We start from the raw sequence: 17,280 nt of genomic DNA, 5'->3' as shown, positions 1-17,280 counted from the left end.
CCACCGCAACGAAATGTCCGGGATCGCCTCCCGGATCTTGGCCGGCTCGACGCCGGCCTCGATGAGCCGCATGACGACCGCCTTCTTCTCCGGTTCCAGGAAATGATCAGATCCGGCGACGAACTGCCGGCGGCACAGCGCGCATCGATATTTCTGCCGCCCGGAGGCGCCAAGGCCCCATTTCAGCAATGATGTGCTGTGACATTTTGGACAGGCTAGCGGCTTCTCCATTTCAGTTCGCGCTCGAATATCTCCCGGAATTTCAGTTTCGAAAAATCCTTCGCCGCCGCCATGATTCTCTTGGAGCCAAACAGCAGGGCAATGCCGGGGCCCAGGAGCTCCTTTATAGGAAAGCGATTCGATCCCGTCCGTTGTGCTACCGCAAGATGCCCTGATTTGAACCTGGTCAGGAACGCCTTTGGTTCCGTGCGGACGGGCTTACGGCCGGATTCATGTTTGACCAACACGCTCACCACCCCGCCAGCCTTACCCCAGCCTGCGCGCTGCGCTTTTTTCGTATATTGGGTCTCCCCCTTCCTTGTCCGCACCCCTTCCTGCCTAGCGTCGAAAGCGGAGAGAGGGAGCCCTCGACCGAGACCCGTGATCTCCGCTTCAAGCTCGTCGCCACGGGCCCTGGTTGCCACCTTCAGCCGTTTATTGATGTCCTTCGCCTTTATATTGTACTCGTCACGTATCATCTTCGAGATATGCGTCCGGCACTGGTCAGAGACTTTTTTGACAGCCGACCGGGAGGCTGCCGTGACGAGTTTTGGGTCCAGCACCTTCATGGCTTCCCTGACGCCAGTGAGTTCGATTTCAACCTTCATCTCCACCACCATCCAGTGTTCATTTTTTCCCAAATTCCCAATGAAATTAGAATTTTTCCGGAGCCGAAAATCGAGTCCAGGGTCTCCGCACGGCGTCGAGGCCGAGGAAGGACCCGCGGCATCGAGTGAACTCCGTAGATTGTTGTAAAGCTCTTATCAATGGAGTGCCGAACCGACCGGGGAAAACGATCGCACTTGAACCCGAAGAAAAAGAAGGGCCTGAAAGGAAAAAGAGCATTCAGATTTCTCCCCGATCCGCCCGTCTCTGTAGATCGCGGTAATTGCGGTTCGCTACGATGGCGAAGAAGAGGAAGCCGATGTTTGCACCCGCCATAAGCGCCGCGACGATCGCGCAGACGAGTTGCCACAGTTTGATCTCGATCATAACAGCCCCTCCCTCCGCTTCTTGACTTGCGCAACCAGCACGGACCATCCAAGCGGCATGGGCCAACCGTTTGGGATGAAATTAATAAGCATGTCAATGTCACTTTCGGCTTCCTTGAGGCGCTGCCATAGGTTGACCCTCTCGTCATACCAGCAGGGATAGACGCGCGTGCAATGCAGGCCTCCAGTATTATTGATTAAATGAACGCATTTTATTCTTTGGCAAATGCTATACATTATAACAGCCCATCCCTCATAAGGATCTCCTCGACGACCATCATGGCTTGGTCACCCGGCGTGCGTCGGTGGCTGCGGCAGTACTTCATCCAAGGCTCGTATAGGTCGTAGTTCTCTGGAAGGGTGAAATCAAGGAGAACGATCCGAGGATCAGGCGAAAGCAGAGTAGCCTGGCCCTTGATCTGGGCAATTGGAAGCGGGTCTGGCAGTTTGTCGACGACGACAGCGGATGCGGACGCCTTCTCCGCGCACTTCTTGGCGATACGAGCGTGGATCTTCGTCTTGAGTTGCTCGCGTTTCTCAGCATCGGGATGCTGTTTCTTTTCCATCCCCCCATCACTGGATACCTTCTTCGTTCCGTAAATATAACCGTTGCACTTCCAGCATTTGCCGTGCGCCATTAACGACCGCTCCTTGCCGCAGCAAGCGCAGATTCCCCTTTTGCTTGCCATATTCATCTCCTCCCTGATCTGTAGCCCCTGGGCGCAATCCATACAGCCGTTTATTTTTAGATTCGGCGCTTTTTCCTCTTCTGGGCGCGCCTTCTCTTGTCGGGCGATGCAGGCCTGCTTCTTCATGCGGGCCCTGTAGTGCTCGCAATAGAAATAGTCTGGTCCGTTCAGGATGTCATCGACCGAGGTTGTCATAGATCATCATGCAGTAGTTGGCCACGTCGACGGCCTTCTTGCGAATCATCGCCTCGTCGTTTCTCCGAAAGGCATAGCCCAGCTGCAGGACCTGATGCCTGAGCTCCTCCTCGAGCTCGATGATCGACATCGACTGCCAAGACTTTCCCATCTTCTTCGGGTCCGCCTCTTTCTCCACGAGTCGCCGCTGCCTTCGCGAAAGCGAAGGCCTCAAGCTCTCGCCAGTCAGTCATCATTTGCATCATCCTTGTCTTGGCAGGCGGAGCAGAGGTTCTCCTCGACCCAGGAGCAGCCGCCGTCGCAGCCATACTCATCGGTGCAACCGCAGACGCGGCAGACGGCAGCTCCGTTGGGTACCGGACATGCACCGGAACATTTGTATCCGTCCCCGATATCCGGGCATTCCTCGCAGCACAGCATCTCACCCTGATGGGGGCAAGTCCGGCGGCGCATGTAGCCGCATAGCCCGTTGGCGTCACGCGGACAACGATCCAACTCATCATGCATTCCGCGATCGGCATTCATGTCCAGAATCTCGGCTGGTACTTTCCCGGTTAGGTCAACACCGCTCTCGAGGATCACGCGGTCGAGCTCGGACTTTTTCAGGGCGCTGAATTTCCGCTTTCCCAGGACGTTCTTCAGGAAAGCCTCGGCCTTCGGGTCGGCGAAGATCCCCAGCTGCTCGCCGAAGGCCAGGATCTCCGCCTTCGTCTTCTTGTTGAGATAATCCTGATTGATGCGCCAGTCGCGGGCCAGATCGATGCCCAAATGGGCGGCGATGGCGCAGCGGGTCTCGTGCGAGGTCTTGTCCGTCTGCATGGCGATATAGCCACCCAAGGCCTTCAGGGCCGTTCGGAGGGCCGCGGCGTCCATCCCCTCGATGAATTTCCAGTCGGCCGCCTCGAAATGGTAACGGCCCCATCGGGAGGGTACGACGCTCGTCATCTCCATCTTGCGGAAGTATTCCAGGGCGGTAAAATTGCTATTGAGGATCCCGACCAGGACAATTCGAAGGCACCGGTCGCTGTCGGGCTCGAGATTCGAAATCCAGCTCGGCATGACTTCCTTGAAAAACTCCTCGCGGAAGTGCCTTCCATGCCAAGAAGCGCGGGGTGCGGGATTTTCGACCCTGCCGGGACCTTCTTCCGTCATGGGAGCCTGGGGAGAGGAATCGCCCGATGAACCCGGGGCCACTCGGTCGGGGCCGGAGCTGCGCTGCTGCCGAGACGGCTGGACTGGCTTCTTCAGTTTTTGGTAGCAGGCGATATCGGCGCAGGCCTGCTCCCAAGCGGGGATGCCCGAGGCTTCCATGATCGTGACGAAGTGCTCGCAGGAAAGGCATTTCTCGGCGACGTCCTTCCAGTACGCGCCGCGCTTGCCGTTGAATTTTCCCCACTCGGTGATGAACTGAAAGTCTCTCTCAAACCGGAAGCCGTTGGTGCCCCATTTCTTTCGGAACTTCTCGTCCCAGCCGGCAACCAGGGCCTCGCGCTGGCGTCTTTCGTAGCATTGCGGGTCGAGGCACGAACCAAAGCGCATCTGCTCCATCTCGTCTCCGAAGAGCAACTCCCTCTGGACATCGGTATTCTTCTGACAGGTATTGCAGCCAGCCTTGGCCATATCGAACCAAGGCTTCTTCATGGGGACGGCCAGAGAGTCGATCCCGTAGCGCAGCTCCGAGACTGTCAGCGGATCAAAACGGTCGGTGCAATTTGATAGGTAATCGAGAATTTGTTTTTTGTCGGTCAGGCGGGTGAGCTGCTCGCAGTGGCCGATCGTGATCTCTCCCTTGTCCCAGGCCTTGAGGACCTCGGGGGGCAGCGCAAGGATCGCAATGCGCCGGCGGATGTAGCGGGCTCCCTTGCCGGTGCGTTCGGCCAGGTCCTGGATGACGTCGGCCTTGCGGTCCTTCTTCGCCCGGCGATCCACCCAGGTCTTAAATGTGTTGGCCTCCTGGAGTTCGGTCAGATCCTTTCGCTGCAGGTTCTCGATGAGGCATGCATCGAAGGCGTCATCGTCTGACATCTCGCGCACCATGGCCGGGATTGTCGCCATCGCCATGCCGCCGTTCTCCTTGGCGACGACGCAGGAGGCGCGGAAGCGGCGCTCGCCGAAGATGATTTCGTAGTGATTCTTGACGGGCCGCACCAGAATGGGCGACAGGACGCCCTTGGCGCGCACGCTGGCCACGAGCTCCTCGAAGTCCGATCCCCGGAAATCCTCATCGCTTCGTGGATTCCAGGGGTTGGGCTTGAGCTTGGAAAGCTCGATTTCCCTGAAGTCGTTTGCGGTCATCGTCTCTCTCCCTTTTCGTACCCGGCGTTCTTTGCCCCCGGGCCGGGCGCCGGGGGATCCAATGGTGGTTATGCAGCGGTTGCGATGATCTCCTTCATGCTCGCCTCGCGGGCCCCCTTCGCGATGGCCTCACGCCTTTTCAGGGCGTTGATCCGGAAGTGCTCGATCCCGAAGTCGCGGCGGATCCACTCGGCTTTGAGGCCGAGCTTTCTTCCGAAGGCCGCAAGCTCGCCCGGGCAGGTGGCCACCATCATATACGGATAGCGCGTTCCGTGTTCGGGGTTGCAATCGACGAGGATCATGGTCACCTCGTGAACAGCCACAGAAGGACTGCGGCGAGAAAAAGAAACGTCCGCAGCTCAACGGCCAGAGACCACAGACTCTTTGGTCTTGGCGCTGTGCTTGCGCAGCCTCTCGACATACTCGTCAACCTCTTTCTCGAGGCGGGCCCGACATTCAGGGCAGAGGAAGCAGCGGATCCCGCTCTTCGGCTCTGTGATAACCTTTCTCTGATTGCGATGATACATCGTGCGAGCCTCTTCCAATTCCTCCGGAGACATACAATCGCAGAACATAGCCGGATTCTTCAGCCGGCCGCACCGACGGCAGATCTCCCATTCTCTCATCATTCCTCCCTCTCTTTGCCCTCCCTGAGAAATTTGCTGGGATCGAACGAGGACATGTGCAGCACCTCGCTGATCTTTTTTTGTTGCCCGGGGCCAGAGAAGGAGGGGAAACTGGCCCCGGGCGGCTACGGTGCGCCCGTCTCACTCTCACGGCGTTTGACTGCCGAGCCCGACGACAGCAGCGCCTTCGCCTTGTGCGGCGCACCGGTTCACTGCATGGGGCCCCTGAGCAGGACGGAGATCATCACGCCGCCCAGATAGGATGCCGCAACGAGCAGCACCCCCCAGCAGATGAGTCGCAGGATGCGACCGTCTTCCTCGATGAGGCGGTCCCAGCTTGAATTCTCGATGTAGTCCTGAAATCTCCTCAGCATGATCTCTCCCCCTTGATGGATGCGAGGGGCGGGATTTTCCCGCCGCGGCGCAGGTAGCGCTCCAGGGGCTTGCGGTTCCCGCGGGCCAGCTCTCGGATGGCGCGATTCAGGGCCGTCTCGTCCAAACCCGGATCCTGCACCCTTGCCATCATATTGACGCGGATGACCTCCTCGAGGCGCTCAATGCGCTCACGAAGCTCATCGAGAGTGGCCGGGGACGGGGAGGCGCCGTCCCCGGCCTGTGCAACACGAGGCTCCCGATGCGATCCGGATTTCATTTCTTCACCGCCCCTTCCACGCGCCGGAGAAACACCGCCACCTGGCGGATCAGCTCCCAGGCCTCGCGGTTGATCCGGTCGTGCTCCTGCCAGGTGATCTTCCCGTCCTGCAGGGCCTTTGACGCCTCCGAGGCCAGATCACCGAACTCCTGGATGGTCTTCAGCAACTCGGCGGAGACGGATGTGACACTGGTTTCGATGGCCGGGACGGGAATGACGATCTGGCCGAAGCGCTCGGCCAAGTAATAAATGGGGGCGAGGGCGTCTTCCGGCTTCACGCCCAGGGAGAGGGCCGTTTCGATGATGGTCTCGATGCGGTCCAGGGGATTGTAGGCTCCCGAATCCGTGAAATCGGTGGAGGGCTCCTGCCATTTGTGAACGAGAGAGGTTGAGACGTGCAGCCGCCTGGCATGCTCGACAGTCTGACGGCTGATGGCCCGGTTCAGCGCTTCGTAGGATTTCACAGTTTACAACCTCCGGCGCAGGGCATAATGGCAAACAAAAAATCGATGGGTTAACCGGTCGACAATCCCCTTGCTTTCTCTATAAGGCTGGTTTATGCATAACCTGTTTGTCCCTGTAGTTTTCGAATACCTCTCTGGGGTCCTTCCCCAGTTTCCGGCTGATAATCTCCATCAGGCGGGCGGAGCACAACTTCCCCCTGATGACCTTGGAAATGGAAACGGCCGAGACGCCGGCCTCCTCGGCGATCTGCGATTGCAGGATGTTTCTCTTCCTGAGCTCATACTGGATGTCGATGGGGTCCATATTTGCTGCTCCTCGGGTTGGGTATGAAAATCTATTTGATTGTCATCAAGACGACCCCCAGCGAATGGAACGAACACAAAGAATCGCTGGAAGGGGCGCTTGCCAGTGTCTGGGTTAAAACCGTTTCGGCGGAGAGCGCTCTTTTGAGGGCCCTTCGCTATGTCAGTGAGCATCAGTGGCTTCCGCAGGAGGTGCAAATGGGCCCGATAGAGATTGAGATGCCAGCAGAGCCTGATCTCGATCTGCGTACACGCGAATTAGTGGACCATGCAGACCGTTTCGGGATTTCAGCTGTATTTGATGCATGGGTGCGGAAACCGTCATGATCTGCTTCAATTGATGTCGATGGGGTCCATATGATTTTTTCATCCGAGAAACTTCCTGATGGAGAAACCGGGCTCGTTGAATTCCGCTACAGCACGTATCCCTCTGTGGGAGACAAATTGACCGTCACGACTCTCCCCGGGAAAAAGGTCCTGACGTTTCGATGTATAGAGCGCCGCTTCGATTTCTCCGGAGGGGAAGAATCCGCTTTTCTGCTCTTCGATGCTTGCTAATAAGCCGACTGCGGAGATATTTCAGCAGGCACTTTTTGCAATCGGGGCATGCAGGCTTCATGGATCCTCCCGTTTCCGGCTATGGGGCCATTGAACTTGAAAGAGACTTTGCTATCTCAGGCAGATGTCGACGGGCAACCCTCTCGAAATCGCTGAAGGGAACGCAGTTGATCGTATGTATAATTTTCACTGGCTTCTCTCTGCAGAAACAACAAAGAGAAGGTTGTCTTGGCCTCTGGGGCTGGTTCGATGTCAAATAGGTCTTCGCCTCCGCGATGGTCTGCCCGGCCAGTTCGTATGCGCGGGAATCGCGGACATTTTTCCCGGAAATGAGCAGCGGAGTCCCGCGCGGCTGGACATCAATAATGAGCTTCAGGTCCTGTGCCGCGTCGAGAAGCCTGAGAAGCAGTGATTTTTCGTATTCGTCCATATGCGTGCGTTACGGTCCAGAAGTTTCCAGGTCTTTCTTCAGGTGCTCGACCAATGAAGAAAGCAGACATAGCTGAAGCTTTTGCCGCGCTTCATCGAGCAGGATCCTTGCTGCCGCGGTCACTGCCTGATTCAGCGCCTCTTCCAGTTCTTCGGGAGTATGTTGCGTTCCATAGGGCCCTGATTCGTCTCCAAGAACGCGCTTTAAGGCTTGAGCGGAGACTGCGAAAGAAATCCCTGTTGTGATTCCCGACCAGGTTTCGGTGATGCAGATTGATAGGCCCATATAGTCTCTCGCAAGTTCATCCGTTGCAATCATCCTGGCCAGGCATGAGCCGGGAGCCCAGATATTGCTGCAATTGCGTTCTGCCGGCAGGATTGTCCAACGTTTCGGCCAGGAACGTTTCGAACACGGGGCACGAGTTTTCAGGCTTCATGGATCCTCCTGTTCCCGGTGTTACGGTCCAGGGGGTTTCTGATAACTTTTACCGCTGCACGGAGTAATTAATATACTATAGCTATAAATATGTCAAGTAAAAAAATTACTAAAGATATTAATTTTTCTAAACGCCTAAAATCGTTTATAAAAGATGAGCTTGGCATTACGCAGGCTGAATTTGCAGATAAAATGGGAATTACTCAAGGTTATCTAAATATGGTGCTCGGAACAAAAAATAGACCTCCTTCACGAGGCCCTTCTGCCGAGCTAATGGCTGGGTTATTTATTCACTATCGCGAATATCTCGACTGGCTCCTCACCGGCCAGGGCCCGATGCGGCGCGGGCGGGAGGCTCCGGCGGCAGAAGAGCCGGTTCAACCCTACACAACCACGAACGAGAAGCACGCCGAGGTTTTCGCCCTGGTCCGGGAGATCCTGGAATCCGGCGACGACCTGATCATCCGGTCGTTTCACGAGAGGCTGAAGGACTACAGGATCGCCCTGCGGCGCAACGACGAGACGAGATCGCTCAAGCAGCAGCTGGGAAGTCTCGAAAGAAAGTTCAAGGCATTGGAGCAGCGGATCGGCCCCCCTATGGAAGCCGGTGCGTCGGCGGATGCGGATGCGGAAGCCGTCGGCGCGGCAGACGCAGGTTCAGAAAAGAAGGCAATTTAATACATCTTGTGGAGGACTGAAATGGAATGGATCGTTCTCTGGCTCTTCTGCGGTATTGTCTCGTCACTGATCGCCAGCAGCCGCGGGCGCAGCGGTTTTGCCTGGCTGCTGCTCGGGGCGATCTTTGGACCCTTTTCCTTCGCCGTCGCCCTCCTGCCGAAGATCGAGCCGCCGCCGGAGGAACAGGGCCTCGTGAAATGCCCCTTCTGCGCCGAATTGATCAAAGCCGAGGCCGTGAAATGCAAACACTGCGGCTCGGAGATCACCAAACAGTCATAAATGGGCGCAGGGCTGACGGCATATAACTTGCTTATTCGGTTGCATTATAAAAATTTATTGACAATGCGCTCCGAATGGTTTAGAAAATTCCCCCGTTCGAAAAGTATTGACTTCCGGGCACAGGAAGCCGATATTATCATCAAACAGCCAATATGAAATCCACTCGGGAGGCTGGCGAGATATAAAATCTTGCCGTATAGCCTCCCCAAATTTTTTTGGGGGTCCTTTCATGAAAAAGGTGGCTGTTTTCGTCGATTGGGACAACGTCAGGAAGGGGGTCTTCACGGAAGCCGGCAAAAGGCTGAAATATAAGATCAATTATAACGACACTGCCAATGTTATCAAATATATAAATGCTTTCATCGATCCGGGAACAGAAGAGGTTTACCGGATCTTTTTCTATCTGACGGATCCCTATGGCGAAATCATCGACGGAACCGACTATTCGAAAACGAACACTTACAAGCACGCCACATCATTTATCGAACGCCTCAGCATCGCGAATCACATCGCCATCCGCAAGGGATCTCTCGTTCCGCGAGGAAAGGACGTAAACGGCAACACGATCTTCATCCAGAAAAAAGTCGATATGCTCCTCGGCCTGGACATTGCGCACGTCTCCTATTGCAGGCTAGCGGACAGGATCCTCATTTTCTCCTATGACACTGACGTTGTTCCTGCCCTGAAGGTGGCAAGGATCAACGGGCTCCAGGTCATTTTCCCGTCGTGTCCGGACGTGCAACCCGATATCAACCGGGAGTTGAAAATTCACTCCGATATTATCCGCGAAGTCCATTTCGGCAAAGTCTTTCCGAAACCATAAGTCTGCAGATGTCCGTCCGCCGCCGGGGAAACCGCTTCGTCATCGACTACTATCCGCAGGGCCGCCTGGGCAAGCGGGCCCGGGTAACGCTGCCGGCCTCCGTACAGGACGAAGACGATGCGAAGGCGATCGAGCAGCTCATGAAAAAGGCTGCCCGGAACGCCGACGACCCCATCGTGCCGACCGGTTCAACCGTCGAACAGGTTTTCCCCTCATACCTCGAATGGTACGCCATTCACCGCTCCAGGGGAACCCACTACGATCTCGAACGGGTCTACGAAAGACACTTCAAGCGGATCCTGGGCAGGGAGCGCCTCGAGGATCTCAACGTCCATCATGTCAACCTCTATAAGAAGCTGCGCAAGGCCGAGCACCATTTCAAGAAGAACGGCGACCTCGTTTCGAACCGCACGATCAACAAGGAGCTTTCCTATTTCTCCGGATTTCTCCGCTGGTGCCGCAAGCAGGAGAATCTCCGCCTGCGCCCCATCGAAATCGAGGCCCTGCCGGCGAAGCGCCCCACGCCGATTCCGCTGTCCTTCGGCGAGGCCGTCCGCATCATCGAGGCGGCTGAGGAGACCTACCGGATCTATTTCCTGTGCCTCTTCAGCCTGGGCCTGCGAAAGGCTGAGGCGGCCTGGCTGAAACCCGAGGACTTCGACCTGGAGAACCGAACCGTCCGGGTTAGACAGAAAGGCGGCTCCTGGAAGATGCTGCCGCTCAACGGCTGGCTGATCTCGCACCTCAAAAAGGCGGAGGCCATGATGAGGCCGGGCCAATATCTGTTCCTGAACAAAAAAACGGGCCGTCCCGTGCTGAACATCCGGAAGGCCCTGGCCCGGGCTGTGGCGAAGGCGGGCGTCACGAAGAAGGTCAACCCGCACCTGCTGCGCCACTCGATCGCGACGATCCTGATGGGGGAGGATGTGAACCTGCGGCTGATCCAGAACTACCTCGGCCACACGAAGGTCTCGACGACGGAGTTCTACACGCACGTCGCGGCAGAGCATCTGCGCAGGGCTGCCAATATCGTCGATCGTAACCTGAAGGCGTTCCGGCGTGACTACAAGAAATCCAGTAAAAACAATGACTTGAAAGTGCAATGACTACGGTCCAGAAACGCAACTATTTATTATTATTGAATAATATCACAACCGGAGCTGAGACTGAAAATCCGAGTGTCGGCGGTTCGACTCCGCCCTGACCCACCAGGAAAATCAAGGGGTCGGCTTTTGGGGGCTGATCCCTTTTTTTTGCGTTTGTGTCCCATTTTGACCGGTTGTCATCATTTCCTTTCTTTGCAGCCTGCTGTCCCTTCGAACCGAAAACTTACGTTAGAAACGCACACAGGCTGGACCGGAGGCGACCCTGCCTTGATGTCAGGCTGCGGCGCACAGTCAGTCGTCGCCACCAGACCGGAGTTCACGTCGTGCTTCATCCTCTTTGTCCTCTTCAAACCGAAAAAGCGGTAAAGACAGATTCCAATGCAGCGCAACAACTCGAATGACCAGCGTAGTCAGAACGGCGCCCGACAAGACAATCGGGGCCGGCAGTTCCAACCCGGAAAGCAACGCGAGCATTGCACCACCGCAGAGGCTTGCCGAGGCGTAGATTTCCCGTCGAAGAATCAGAGGCACTTCCCCGGAAAGAATGTCTCGGATTAGGCCTCCGGCCACACCCGTCGTCACACCCATGACGATCGCGATGCCGTATGCATGGGTGGCGTCAAACGCCTTCTGGAACCCGATGACGGTAAAGACGGCCAGGCCGAGAGCATCGGCATACATGAGGACCGTCATTGGCAGTTTCCAAATCCGCGCCAAGAAGAATGTGCATATCGCCGCGATCGTGGCCACGGCGAGATAGCGGGTGTCCGAAACCCAGAAGATCGGTTGAATCCCAAGGACGACATCCCGCAGCGTGCCGCCTCCGAGAGCCGTCACGCAACCCAACACCACCACACCGAAAATATCCATTCTCTTCCGGCCGGCCGCGAGCGCGCCGGTGACCGCGAAGACCGCGGTGCCGGCAAAATCCAGAATGTGCATGACAACATCCATACTTCATCCCCGAAGCAAGCAGGTAATATACTCCGCTGACAGTTCCAGAGTTATACTGAAATTCTATATCACTGAATAAGAAATCACGCTTGACGAATTGTGCATGTCACGCAATGCATGTCACCCATGATCACTGCATGACGGACGAAGAGGCATCGGCATGGTGAAAACGCTGACTGTCCCAATAGACGAGATCAACTGGGACGTATTAAGGTGGTCTGGCATGAAGATGCGATCGAGGACCTCGGGTGGGCGGGGCAAGGCACGCGCACGGGAAATCGTGGGCAAGGTCGACGATGACCTTTCGGGAAACCCCCTCGCCCCGGGAAAACCTCTGAAGGGGATCTTTCGGGGCTTTTTCCGATACCGGCACGGAGATTACCGGGTCATTCATTTCATCGACCGCAGGGAAGAGAAGAATTGCTGATCATACCGCCCTGACCCACCAGGAAATTGCGAAGGCCGGTTCCGCAGGGAGCCGGCCTTTTTCGTTGGCTTTTCCTGATGATACCAAAAGCAAGGTTCTTTTCATTTGGTGATACCAAATGAAATAGTACTTGCGTTTGGTAAAAACGCATGGCATGATGCTTTTCACCATGAAAACGGATGCAATCAAGACCAGGAGATTCTGGCTGGAAAAAATTGAACGGGGCTGGCAGCGGTCCATTCTCTGGCTCTCCGGGGTCCGCCGCACAGGGAAGACTCTGCTGTGCAGAAGCTTCTCCGATGCGGACTACTATGACTGCGAACTGCCCTCTGTACGGCGGATGATGGAAGACCCTGAAAGTTTCCTGAAGGGACACCGGGGGCGGCGCGTCGTGCTGGACGAGATCCACCGGCTGGGAAACCCATCGGAGCTGCTCAAGATTGCAGCCGATCACTACCCCGATATTCGCATCCTGGCGACCGGATCGTCCACGCTCGGTGCCTCCGCAAGATTTCGGGACACGCTGGCGGGCAGAAAATTGGATATCTGGCTGACACCGATGACGCAAAGCGATCTGGAGGATTTCGGCAATACGGACCTGCCGCATCGCCTGCTGCACGGGGGGTTGCCGCCTTTCTTCCTGGAGAAAACCCTTCCCGAGCGCTGGATCCAGGAATGGATCGACGCATACTGGGCAAAGGACATCCAGGAACTCTTCAGGCTCGAGCGGCGGCATGCCTTCCAGCGTTTCGTGGAGCTCCTCATGGCCCAGAGCGGGGGCATTTTCGAGGCGACCCGCTTTGCCCGGCCCTGCGAGGTCAGCCGGACAACCATTTCAAACTACCTGGCAGTCCTGGAGGCCACGTACCTCTTCCACGTCGTGAAACCGTTCAGCACCCACAGGGCGACCGAGATCGTCTCGGCACCGCGTGTCTACGGATTCGACACGGGCTTCGTCTGTTACTTCAAGGGATGGGACCGGCTGCGAAAAGAGGATCTCGGCACGCTCTGGGAGCACTTCGTGCTGAACGAGATGCACGCGCACCTGCAACATCGTCAAATCCGTTACTGGCGAAACAAGCGTGGCCTAGAGGTGGATTTCATCCTCGCCGGTCGAAAGGGCAGCCCGGTTGCCATCGAATGCAAGTGGTCCGCCGCGCACTTCGACCCCGCGGGGCTTCAGTCATTCAGAAGCATCTACGAAAAAGGGAATAATTTTCTCGTTGCCGCCGACATCGAAAAACCTTACCAGCGGAAATACGGGAACGTCGAGGTCCGGTTTGTCAGTCTCAAGGACTTGGTCAAAGCCATTGTCCGAAGCGGTTCATCTCCGCCCTGACCGATAGGAAAATATTAAGGCCGGTTCCGCAGGGAGCCGGCCTTTTTCACTCATCCGGGGCTGGAAGCCAGAGCGAAATCCGGGCCACTTCCAGGATATTTTGTCAGTCCCCAGTTACATGTAACGTTACCGGGGCATCATTCTAATACTTTTTTCGTATCAACAAAAATCGGCGGCTGCAGGCTTTTCGAAAAACCGTCGGGATCATTTACGGGTTCGCGGATATCAAAATAACTTCATGATTTCAAATACATATCAAAATTCATCCCTCACGCCGCCGGGCACGCCGTCGCCGTTCTTTACATTTCTGCATGCAGAAATTTCCTCCAATTTATGAATTATGCTTCTATTTCAGTAAGTTACAAATATGGCATGCATGTTGTTTCTCTTGATTCAGCGGTTTGAACAAAACTAGCCTTCAGTGCAAGTCTGCGATATGACCCAATGCTGATCCGCTGCGACGAAGAAAAGAAAGTCATATACGTCACGCCCGACGGGGATCTCAGGGCCAGCGAGGCGGAGTTCATGCACCGGCAGGTCCAGGAATTCGCCCGGAACGACGTCGAAGCGCTCGTCCTGGATCTCGCCAGGGTCCGCACAATCGACCCGCTCGGCCTCCACACGATCCTCCTGCTGTTCAACCAGCTCTGCAGAAACAGGGGTGAGCTGGTTATCGAGAATGCCACCCGCGAGCTCAAAAAGCTGTTTCAGCTGATGAGGATCGACGGGCGTCTCACCATCAGCCGGACCGGATGGCCCGGCTAGCGGGACCTGTTCATCTCCGGCATCCGAGAAAAGACCTTGTGAGCCCCTCTGTATCAGCCGCGTCATCGTGTGGTGCCGCAACGGCGACTCAAGCAGGAAGTGAAAGGAGATGGAGTATGGACAAATGGATGGATCTTGCCCGTCACAGCACAGGATGCCCCTACAAGGGCGTGGCGGTGTACGGCAATGAGGCGGAGCTGGCCAAGTATTACTCCGGGGTCTGTCCCGGGTGCAATGTTCCGGTCAAGTGGGAGAAGGTGAAAAAGGCCGTGGTGCATCCCGCTGCAGACCGCATCAACGCTGATTCCGCCGTGACCAGCCAATGATGACAGCCCGCGGCTGGCGATCTCCAACCTCACGACCGGCCTGAAATGAACGGGGCCGGCCGAATACGGCCGGCCCCGTTTTGCGTCTTGCGAATCATCGCACCCGGAAAAGGCTCGTCCGCGCCGTCACTGAGCACATATGAAAGAGAACGGGAAATATCCCAGACCTTCTGAATAAGTCCCTACCTGAATGCCTAGCGAACTCTCGTTCACACCTGTAACGATGATGGCGACGGGTTGTTTTTGGAATGAATCACTGCCATAGAGCGCCGCCGTGCATACGGGCGGCACCAAGAATGCTTCATTAAACGTTATCAGGTAAAACCGGCAAGGCAGCTGACCTCCTCCAAACGTGCAAAACCCGGTTTGAGTCGGCACCGAAACCGTAAACCCGCTTCCCCTCAAGATCCCCAATTCCGTCCCGTTATCATTTACGGTGATCGTGCCGGCCACCACCCTCTGGATCCCGGCCGCCGTCCCCGGGGGTCCCTGCGGCCCCTGGGGTCCAGCCGGTCCGGGAGGCCCCTGCTCACCCTGCGGCCCTGGAGGCCCCGCCGGCCCTGCAGGCCCGGGCGGCCCCGGCTCCCCTTGCGGCCCGGGGGGCCCCGGGGGTCCGGGGATGACCTTTATCCAATGACAGAGGTTATTGAAGAAATGAAACGGGCTGTAATAGCCCCCTCCCGTCGCCGCCGCGTAGCCGATCAGCGTCACGGAAAGCAGGATTCCCGCGATCGTCAGGACCGTCCGCTTCATCATACGCCCCTCCTTCCGGCACGGTTTGCTGTGGCAGCCGGCTGCAAAACGACTCGAGCCTCCGGCTGACGGAAAAGACCCAACGCTTCAAAAAGCGCCTGAGACGCATCACGGGTTTGACCCCGGAAGAAAGCGGATGCACGGCCCGCGGCGCTGAGAACCGGCGCGGGCTGGTACCGACGTGATCCGACCGGGGTGAATGATTTTGTCAATTATCGGCTCTCCGCAGGCAAGTCAAGAAGAAAGACGGGGAGGCGGAAATCCCCTCCCGTCCGGCTTCCCGGAATTCAGCAAGGGGCTTTACAAAAGGGCCAAAACGCGTTAACGTGCCCACCGTTACAATTCCGTAACACGATGAGGACGGCGATGACCGGGCAGGTGGGGTTCGACAACGAGAAGTACATCGAGGAGCAGTCGGCGGAGATCCTGGAGCGCGTCGCCAGGACCAGCAACCGCCTCTACCTCGAGTTCGGGGGAAAGCTCCTGTACGACTACCACGCCGCCCGGGTCCTTCCGGGCTACGACCCCAACGTCAAGCTCCGGCTGCTGCAGCACCTCAAGGACAAGGTGGACCTGCTGCTGTGCATCTTCGCGGGCGACATCGAGCGCAAGAAGATCCGGGCCGATTTCGGCATCACCTACGATGCCGACGCCCTGAAGCTCATCGACGATCTGCGAAACCGGGGCATCAGCGTCCTGGGCGTCGTGATCACGCGCTTCGAGAACCAGCCCGCTGCCCGGCAGTTCAAGAACAAGCTCGAGCGGCGCGGCGTCCGGGTCTACACGCACCGCTTCACGAAGGGCTACCCCACCGACGTGGACCTCATCGTGAGTGACGAGGGCTACGGGGCCAACGACTACATCGAGCCGGAAAAGCCCCTCGTCGTCGTCACGGGCCCGGGGCCCGGCAGCGGCAAGCTCGCCACCTGCCTCTCCCAGCTCTACCACGACTACCGCAGGGGCATCCACTCGGGCTACGCAAAGTTCGAGACCTTCCCGATCTGGAACCTCCCGCTCAAGCACCCCGTCAACGTGGCCTACGAGGCCGCCACGGCCGACATCCGGGACTTCAACATCATCGACCCCTTCCACCTGGAGGCCTACGGCAAGATCGCGGTCAACTACAACCGCGACGTGGACGCCTTCCCGCTGCTCAGGCGCATCATGGAGCGGATCACGGGCGGGGAGTCCTTTTACAAGTCGCCCACGGACATGGGGGTCAACCGCGCCGGTTTTGCCATCATCGACGACGCGGTGACCCGGGAGGCGGCCAAGCAGGAGCTCATCCGCCGCTACTTCCGATACCGATGCGAGTACGCCATGGGGTTTGCCGACCGCGAGACGGTGCAGAGAGTCGAGCTGCTCCTCAAGGACTTCCAGCTCGTGCCGGAAAACCGGCGCGTCGTCGAGCCCGCCCGCCGGGCGGCCGGCGAGGCCCAGGCCCAGGACAAGGGCGACGAGGGCATTTACTGCGGTGCGGCCATCGAGCTGCAGGACGGCACCATCGTCACGGGCAACAACTCGCCGCTGCTGCACGCGGCATCGAGCGTCGTCATCCACGCCATCAAGCACCTGGCCGGCATCCCGGGCATGATCAAGCTGCTGCCCGAGTCCATCACCGAATCGGTCCGGCACCTCAAGACGCGCATCCTCGAGGAGAAGAGCGTCAGCCTCGATCTCGAGGAGACGCTCATCGCCCTCTCGATCAGCTCGGCGACCAACCCGGCCGCGCAGCTTGCCATCGAGCGGCTCAAGGAGCTGAAGAACTGCGAGGTGCACATGACGCACATCCCCACGCCGGGCGACGAGGCGGGCCTGCGCCGCCTCGGGGTGAACCTGACGAGCGACCCCAACTTTTCCACAAAGGACCTATTCGTCTCTTGAAATCGCGGCCGTCCCGGGTATAGTCTACGCGCATGAGGGCACCCGCCGCGGGCGGCGCGGCCCCGCCGACGAGAATGGAGGAACCTGC

The 17,280-nt window shown here is 57.5% G+C and carries 24 protein-coding genes; 10 read left to right on the top strand and 14 right to left on the bottom strand.

Annotation, left to right across the window (positions count from 1 at the left end; all coding sequences use genetic code 11):
* Positions 1–215: 215 nt before the first annotated feature.
* The 10 genes from HPY67_12995 to HPY67_12950 all read right to left on the bottom strand — a co-directional run bounded on the left by HPY67_12995 (position 216) and on the right by HPY67_12950 (position 6,436).
* Entirely contained in the window at positions 216–839 is a 624-nt protein-coding gene (locus HPY67_12995) for a hypothetical protein (protein NPV05640.1), read from the bottom strand.
* 226 nt (positions 840–1,065) lie between these two features.
* Positions 1,066–1,212, bottom strand: coding sequence for a hypothetical protein (locus HPY67_12990; protein NPV05639.1), 147 nt, complete (start codon positions 1,210–1,212; stop codon positions 1,066–1,068).
* A gap of 235 nt (positions 1,213–1,447) precedes the next feature.
* Positions 1,448–2,026, bottom strand: a complete 579-nt coding sequence (locus tag HPY67_12985; protein NPV05638.1) for a hypothetical protein — start codon at positions 2,024–2,026, stop codon at positions 1,448–1,450.
* Between the two features lie 49 nt (positions 2,027–2,075).
* Positions 2,076–2,273, bottom strand: a complete 198-nt coding sequence (locus HPY67_12980; protein ID NPV05637.1) for a hypothetical protein — start codon at positions 2,271–2,273, stop codon at positions 2,076–2,078.
* 47 nt (positions 2,274–2,320) lie between these two features.
* Positions 2,321–4,390, bottom strand: a complete 2,070-nt coding sequence (locus HPY67_12975; protein ID NPV05636.1) for a ParB/RepB/Spo0J family partition protein — start codon at positions 4,388–4,390, stop codon at positions 2,321–2,323.
* Positions 4,391–4,458: 68 nt separating this feature from the next.
* Positions 4,459–4,692 (bottom strand): DUF4031 domain-containing protein, encoded by a 234-nt coding sequence (locus HPY67_12970; protein NPV05635.1) that lies wholly within the window; start codon positions 4,690–4,692, stop codon positions 4,459–4,461.
* Between the two features lie 533 nt (positions 4,693–5,225).
* A complete protein-coding gene (locus HPY67_12965) occupies positions 5,226–5,390 on the bottom strand; it encodes a hypothetical protein (protein NPV05634.1) in 165 nt (54 codons plus the stop codon).
* Positions 5,384–5,668 (bottom strand): hypothetical protein, encoded by a 285-nt coding sequence (locus HPY67_12960; protein ID NPV05633.1) that lies wholly within the window; start codon positions 5,666–5,668, stop codon positions 5,384–5,386. The genes HPY67_12965 and HPY67_12960 overlap by 7 nt, the downstream gene beginning before the upstream one ends.
* The gene (locus HPY67_12955) at positions 5,665–6,132 is read right to left on the bottom strand and encodes a hypothetical protein (protein NPV05632.1); all 468 of its coding nucleotides are present in this window, start codon (positions 6,130–6,132) and stop codon (positions 5,665–5,667) included. Before HPY67_12955 ends, HPY67_12960 begins: the two co-directional genes overlap by 4 nt.
* A 79-nt stretch (positions 6,133–6,211) precedes the next feature.
* Positions 6,212–6,436, bottom strand: a complete 225-nt coding sequence (locus HPY67_12950; GenBank protein ID NPV05631.1) for a helix-turn-helix transcriptional regulator — start codon at positions 6,434–6,436, stop codon at positions 6,212–6,214.
* A 23-nt stretch (positions 6,437–6,459) separates the two neighbouring features.
* Between HPY67_12950 and HPY67_12945 the strand changes: the two genes are divergently transcribed.
* Positions 6,460–6,762, top strand: a complete 303-nt coding sequence (locus HPY67_12945) for a hypothetical protein (GenBank protein NPV05630.1) — start codon at positions 6,460–6,462, stop codon at positions 6,760–6,762.
* Positions 6,763–7,072: 310 nt separating this feature from the next.
* Here HPY67_12945 and HPY67_12940 read toward each other — a convergent pair whose 3' ends face one another.
* Complete coding sequence (locus HPY67_12940; GenBank protein NPV05629.1) at positions 7,073–7,423, bottom strand: hypothetical protein; 351 nt, start codon at positions 7,421–7,423, stop codon at positions 7,073–7,075.
* Positions 7,424–7,432: 9 nt separating this feature from the next.
* On the bottom strand, positions 7,433–7,708 hold the full coding sequence (locus tag HPY67_12935; protein ID NPV05628.1) for a hypothetical protein: 276 nt from the start codon (positions 7,706–7,708) through the stop codon (positions 7,433–7,435).
* Between the two features lie 240 nt (positions 7,709–7,948).
* On the opposite strand from HPY67_12935, the gene HPY67_12930 reads away from it, so the two are divergent.
* The 4 genes from HPY67_12930 (at position 7,949) to HPY67_12915 (ending at position 10,744) form a co-directional block, all read left to right on the top strand.
* Positions 7,949–8,536 (top strand): helix-turn-helix transcriptional regulator, encoded by a 588-nt coding sequence (locus HPY67_12930; GenBank protein NPV05627.1) that lies wholly within the window; start codon positions 7,949–7,951, stop codon positions 8,534–8,536.
* A gap of 21 nt (positions 8,537–8,557) precedes the next feature.
* A complete protein-coding gene (locus tag HPY67_12925) occupies positions 8,558–8,815 on the top strand; it encodes a zinc ribbon domain-containing protein (protein ID NPV05626.1) in 258 nt (85 codons plus the stop codon).
* 229 nt (positions 8,816–9,044) lie between these two features.
* Positions 9,045–9,638: an NYN domain-containing protein gene (locus HPY67_12920; protein ID NPV05625.1), complete on the top strand. Its 594-nt coding sequence runs from the start codon at positions 9,045–9,047 to the stop codon at positions 9,636–9,638.
* 8 nt (positions 9,639–9,646) lie between these two features.
* On the top strand, positions 9,647–10,744 hold the full coding sequence (locus HPY67_12915) for a tyrosine-type recombinase/integrase (GenBank protein NPV05624.1): 1,098 nt from the start codon (positions 9,647–9,649) through the stop codon (positions 10,742–10,744).
* 291 nt (positions 10,745–11,035) lie between these two features.
* On the opposite strand, the gene HPY67_12910 is transcribed toward HPY67_12915, so the two are convergent.
* The gene (locus HPY67_12910) at positions 11,036–11,698 is read right to left on the bottom strand and encodes a trimeric intracellular cation channel family protein (GenBank protein NPV05623.1); all 663 of its coding nucleotides are present in this window, start codon (positions 11,696–11,698) and stop codon (positions 11,036–11,038) included.
* Between the two features lie 160 nt (positions 11,699–11,858).
* Between HPY67_12910 and HPY67_12905 the strand changes: the two genes are divergently transcribed.
* The 4 genes from HPY67_12905 (at position 11,859) to HPY67_12890 (ending at position 14,555) form a co-directional block, all read left to right on the top strand.
* Positions 11,859–12,125, top strand: coding sequence for a hypothetical protein (locus HPY67_12905; GenBank protein ID NPV05622.1), 267 nt, complete (start codon positions 11,859–11,861; stop codon positions 12,123–12,125).
* Between the two features lie 169 nt (positions 12,126–12,294).
* Positions 12,295–13,464: an ATP-binding protein gene (locus HPY67_12900; GenBank protein NPV05621.1), complete on the top strand. Its 1,170-nt coding sequence runs from the start codon at positions 12,295–12,297 to the stop codon at positions 13,462–13,464.
* Between the two features lie 444 nt (positions 13,465–13,908).
* Positions 13,909–14,229 carry an STAS domain-containing protein gene (locus HPY67_12895; GenBank protein ID NPV05620.1) on the top strand — a complete coding sequence of 107 codons (321 nt, stop codon included), beginning with the start codon at positions 13,909–13,911 and terminating at the stop codon, positions 14,227–14,229.
* A 116-nt stretch (positions 14,230–14,345) separates the two neighbouring features.
* Complete coding sequence (locus HPY67_12890) at positions 14,346–14,555, top strand: hypothetical protein (GenBank protein ID NPV05619.1); 210 nt, start codon at positions 14,346–14,348, stop codon at positions 14,553–14,555.
* Between the two features lie 126 nt (positions 14,556–14,681).
* Here HPY67_12890 and HPY67_12885 read toward each other — a convergent pair whose 3' ends face one another.
* A complete protein-coding gene (locus tag HPY67_12885; GenBank protein NPV05618.1) occupies positions 14,682–15,311 on the bottom strand; it encodes a hypothetical protein in 630 nt (209 codons plus the stop codon).
* A gap of 363 nt (positions 15,312–15,674) precedes the next feature.
* Between HPY67_12885 and HPY67_12880 the strand changes: the two genes are divergently transcribed.
* Complete coding sequence (locus tag HPY67_12880; protein ID NPV05617.1) at positions 15,675–17,192, top strand: DUF1846 domain-containing protein; 1,518 nt, start codon at positions 15,675–15,677, stop codon at positions 17,190–17,192.
* Positions 17,193–17,280: the final 88 nt, after the last annotated feature.

It is taken from the genome of Syntrophaceae bacterium, from assembly GCA_013177795.1.
Taxonomy (GTDB): Bacteria; Desulfobacterota; Syntrophia; order Syntrophales; family UBA2192; genus UBA2192.
The sequence above is the reverse complement of the archived record's forward strand: the minus strand, read 5'-3'. Positions and strand labels throughout refer to the sequence as shown.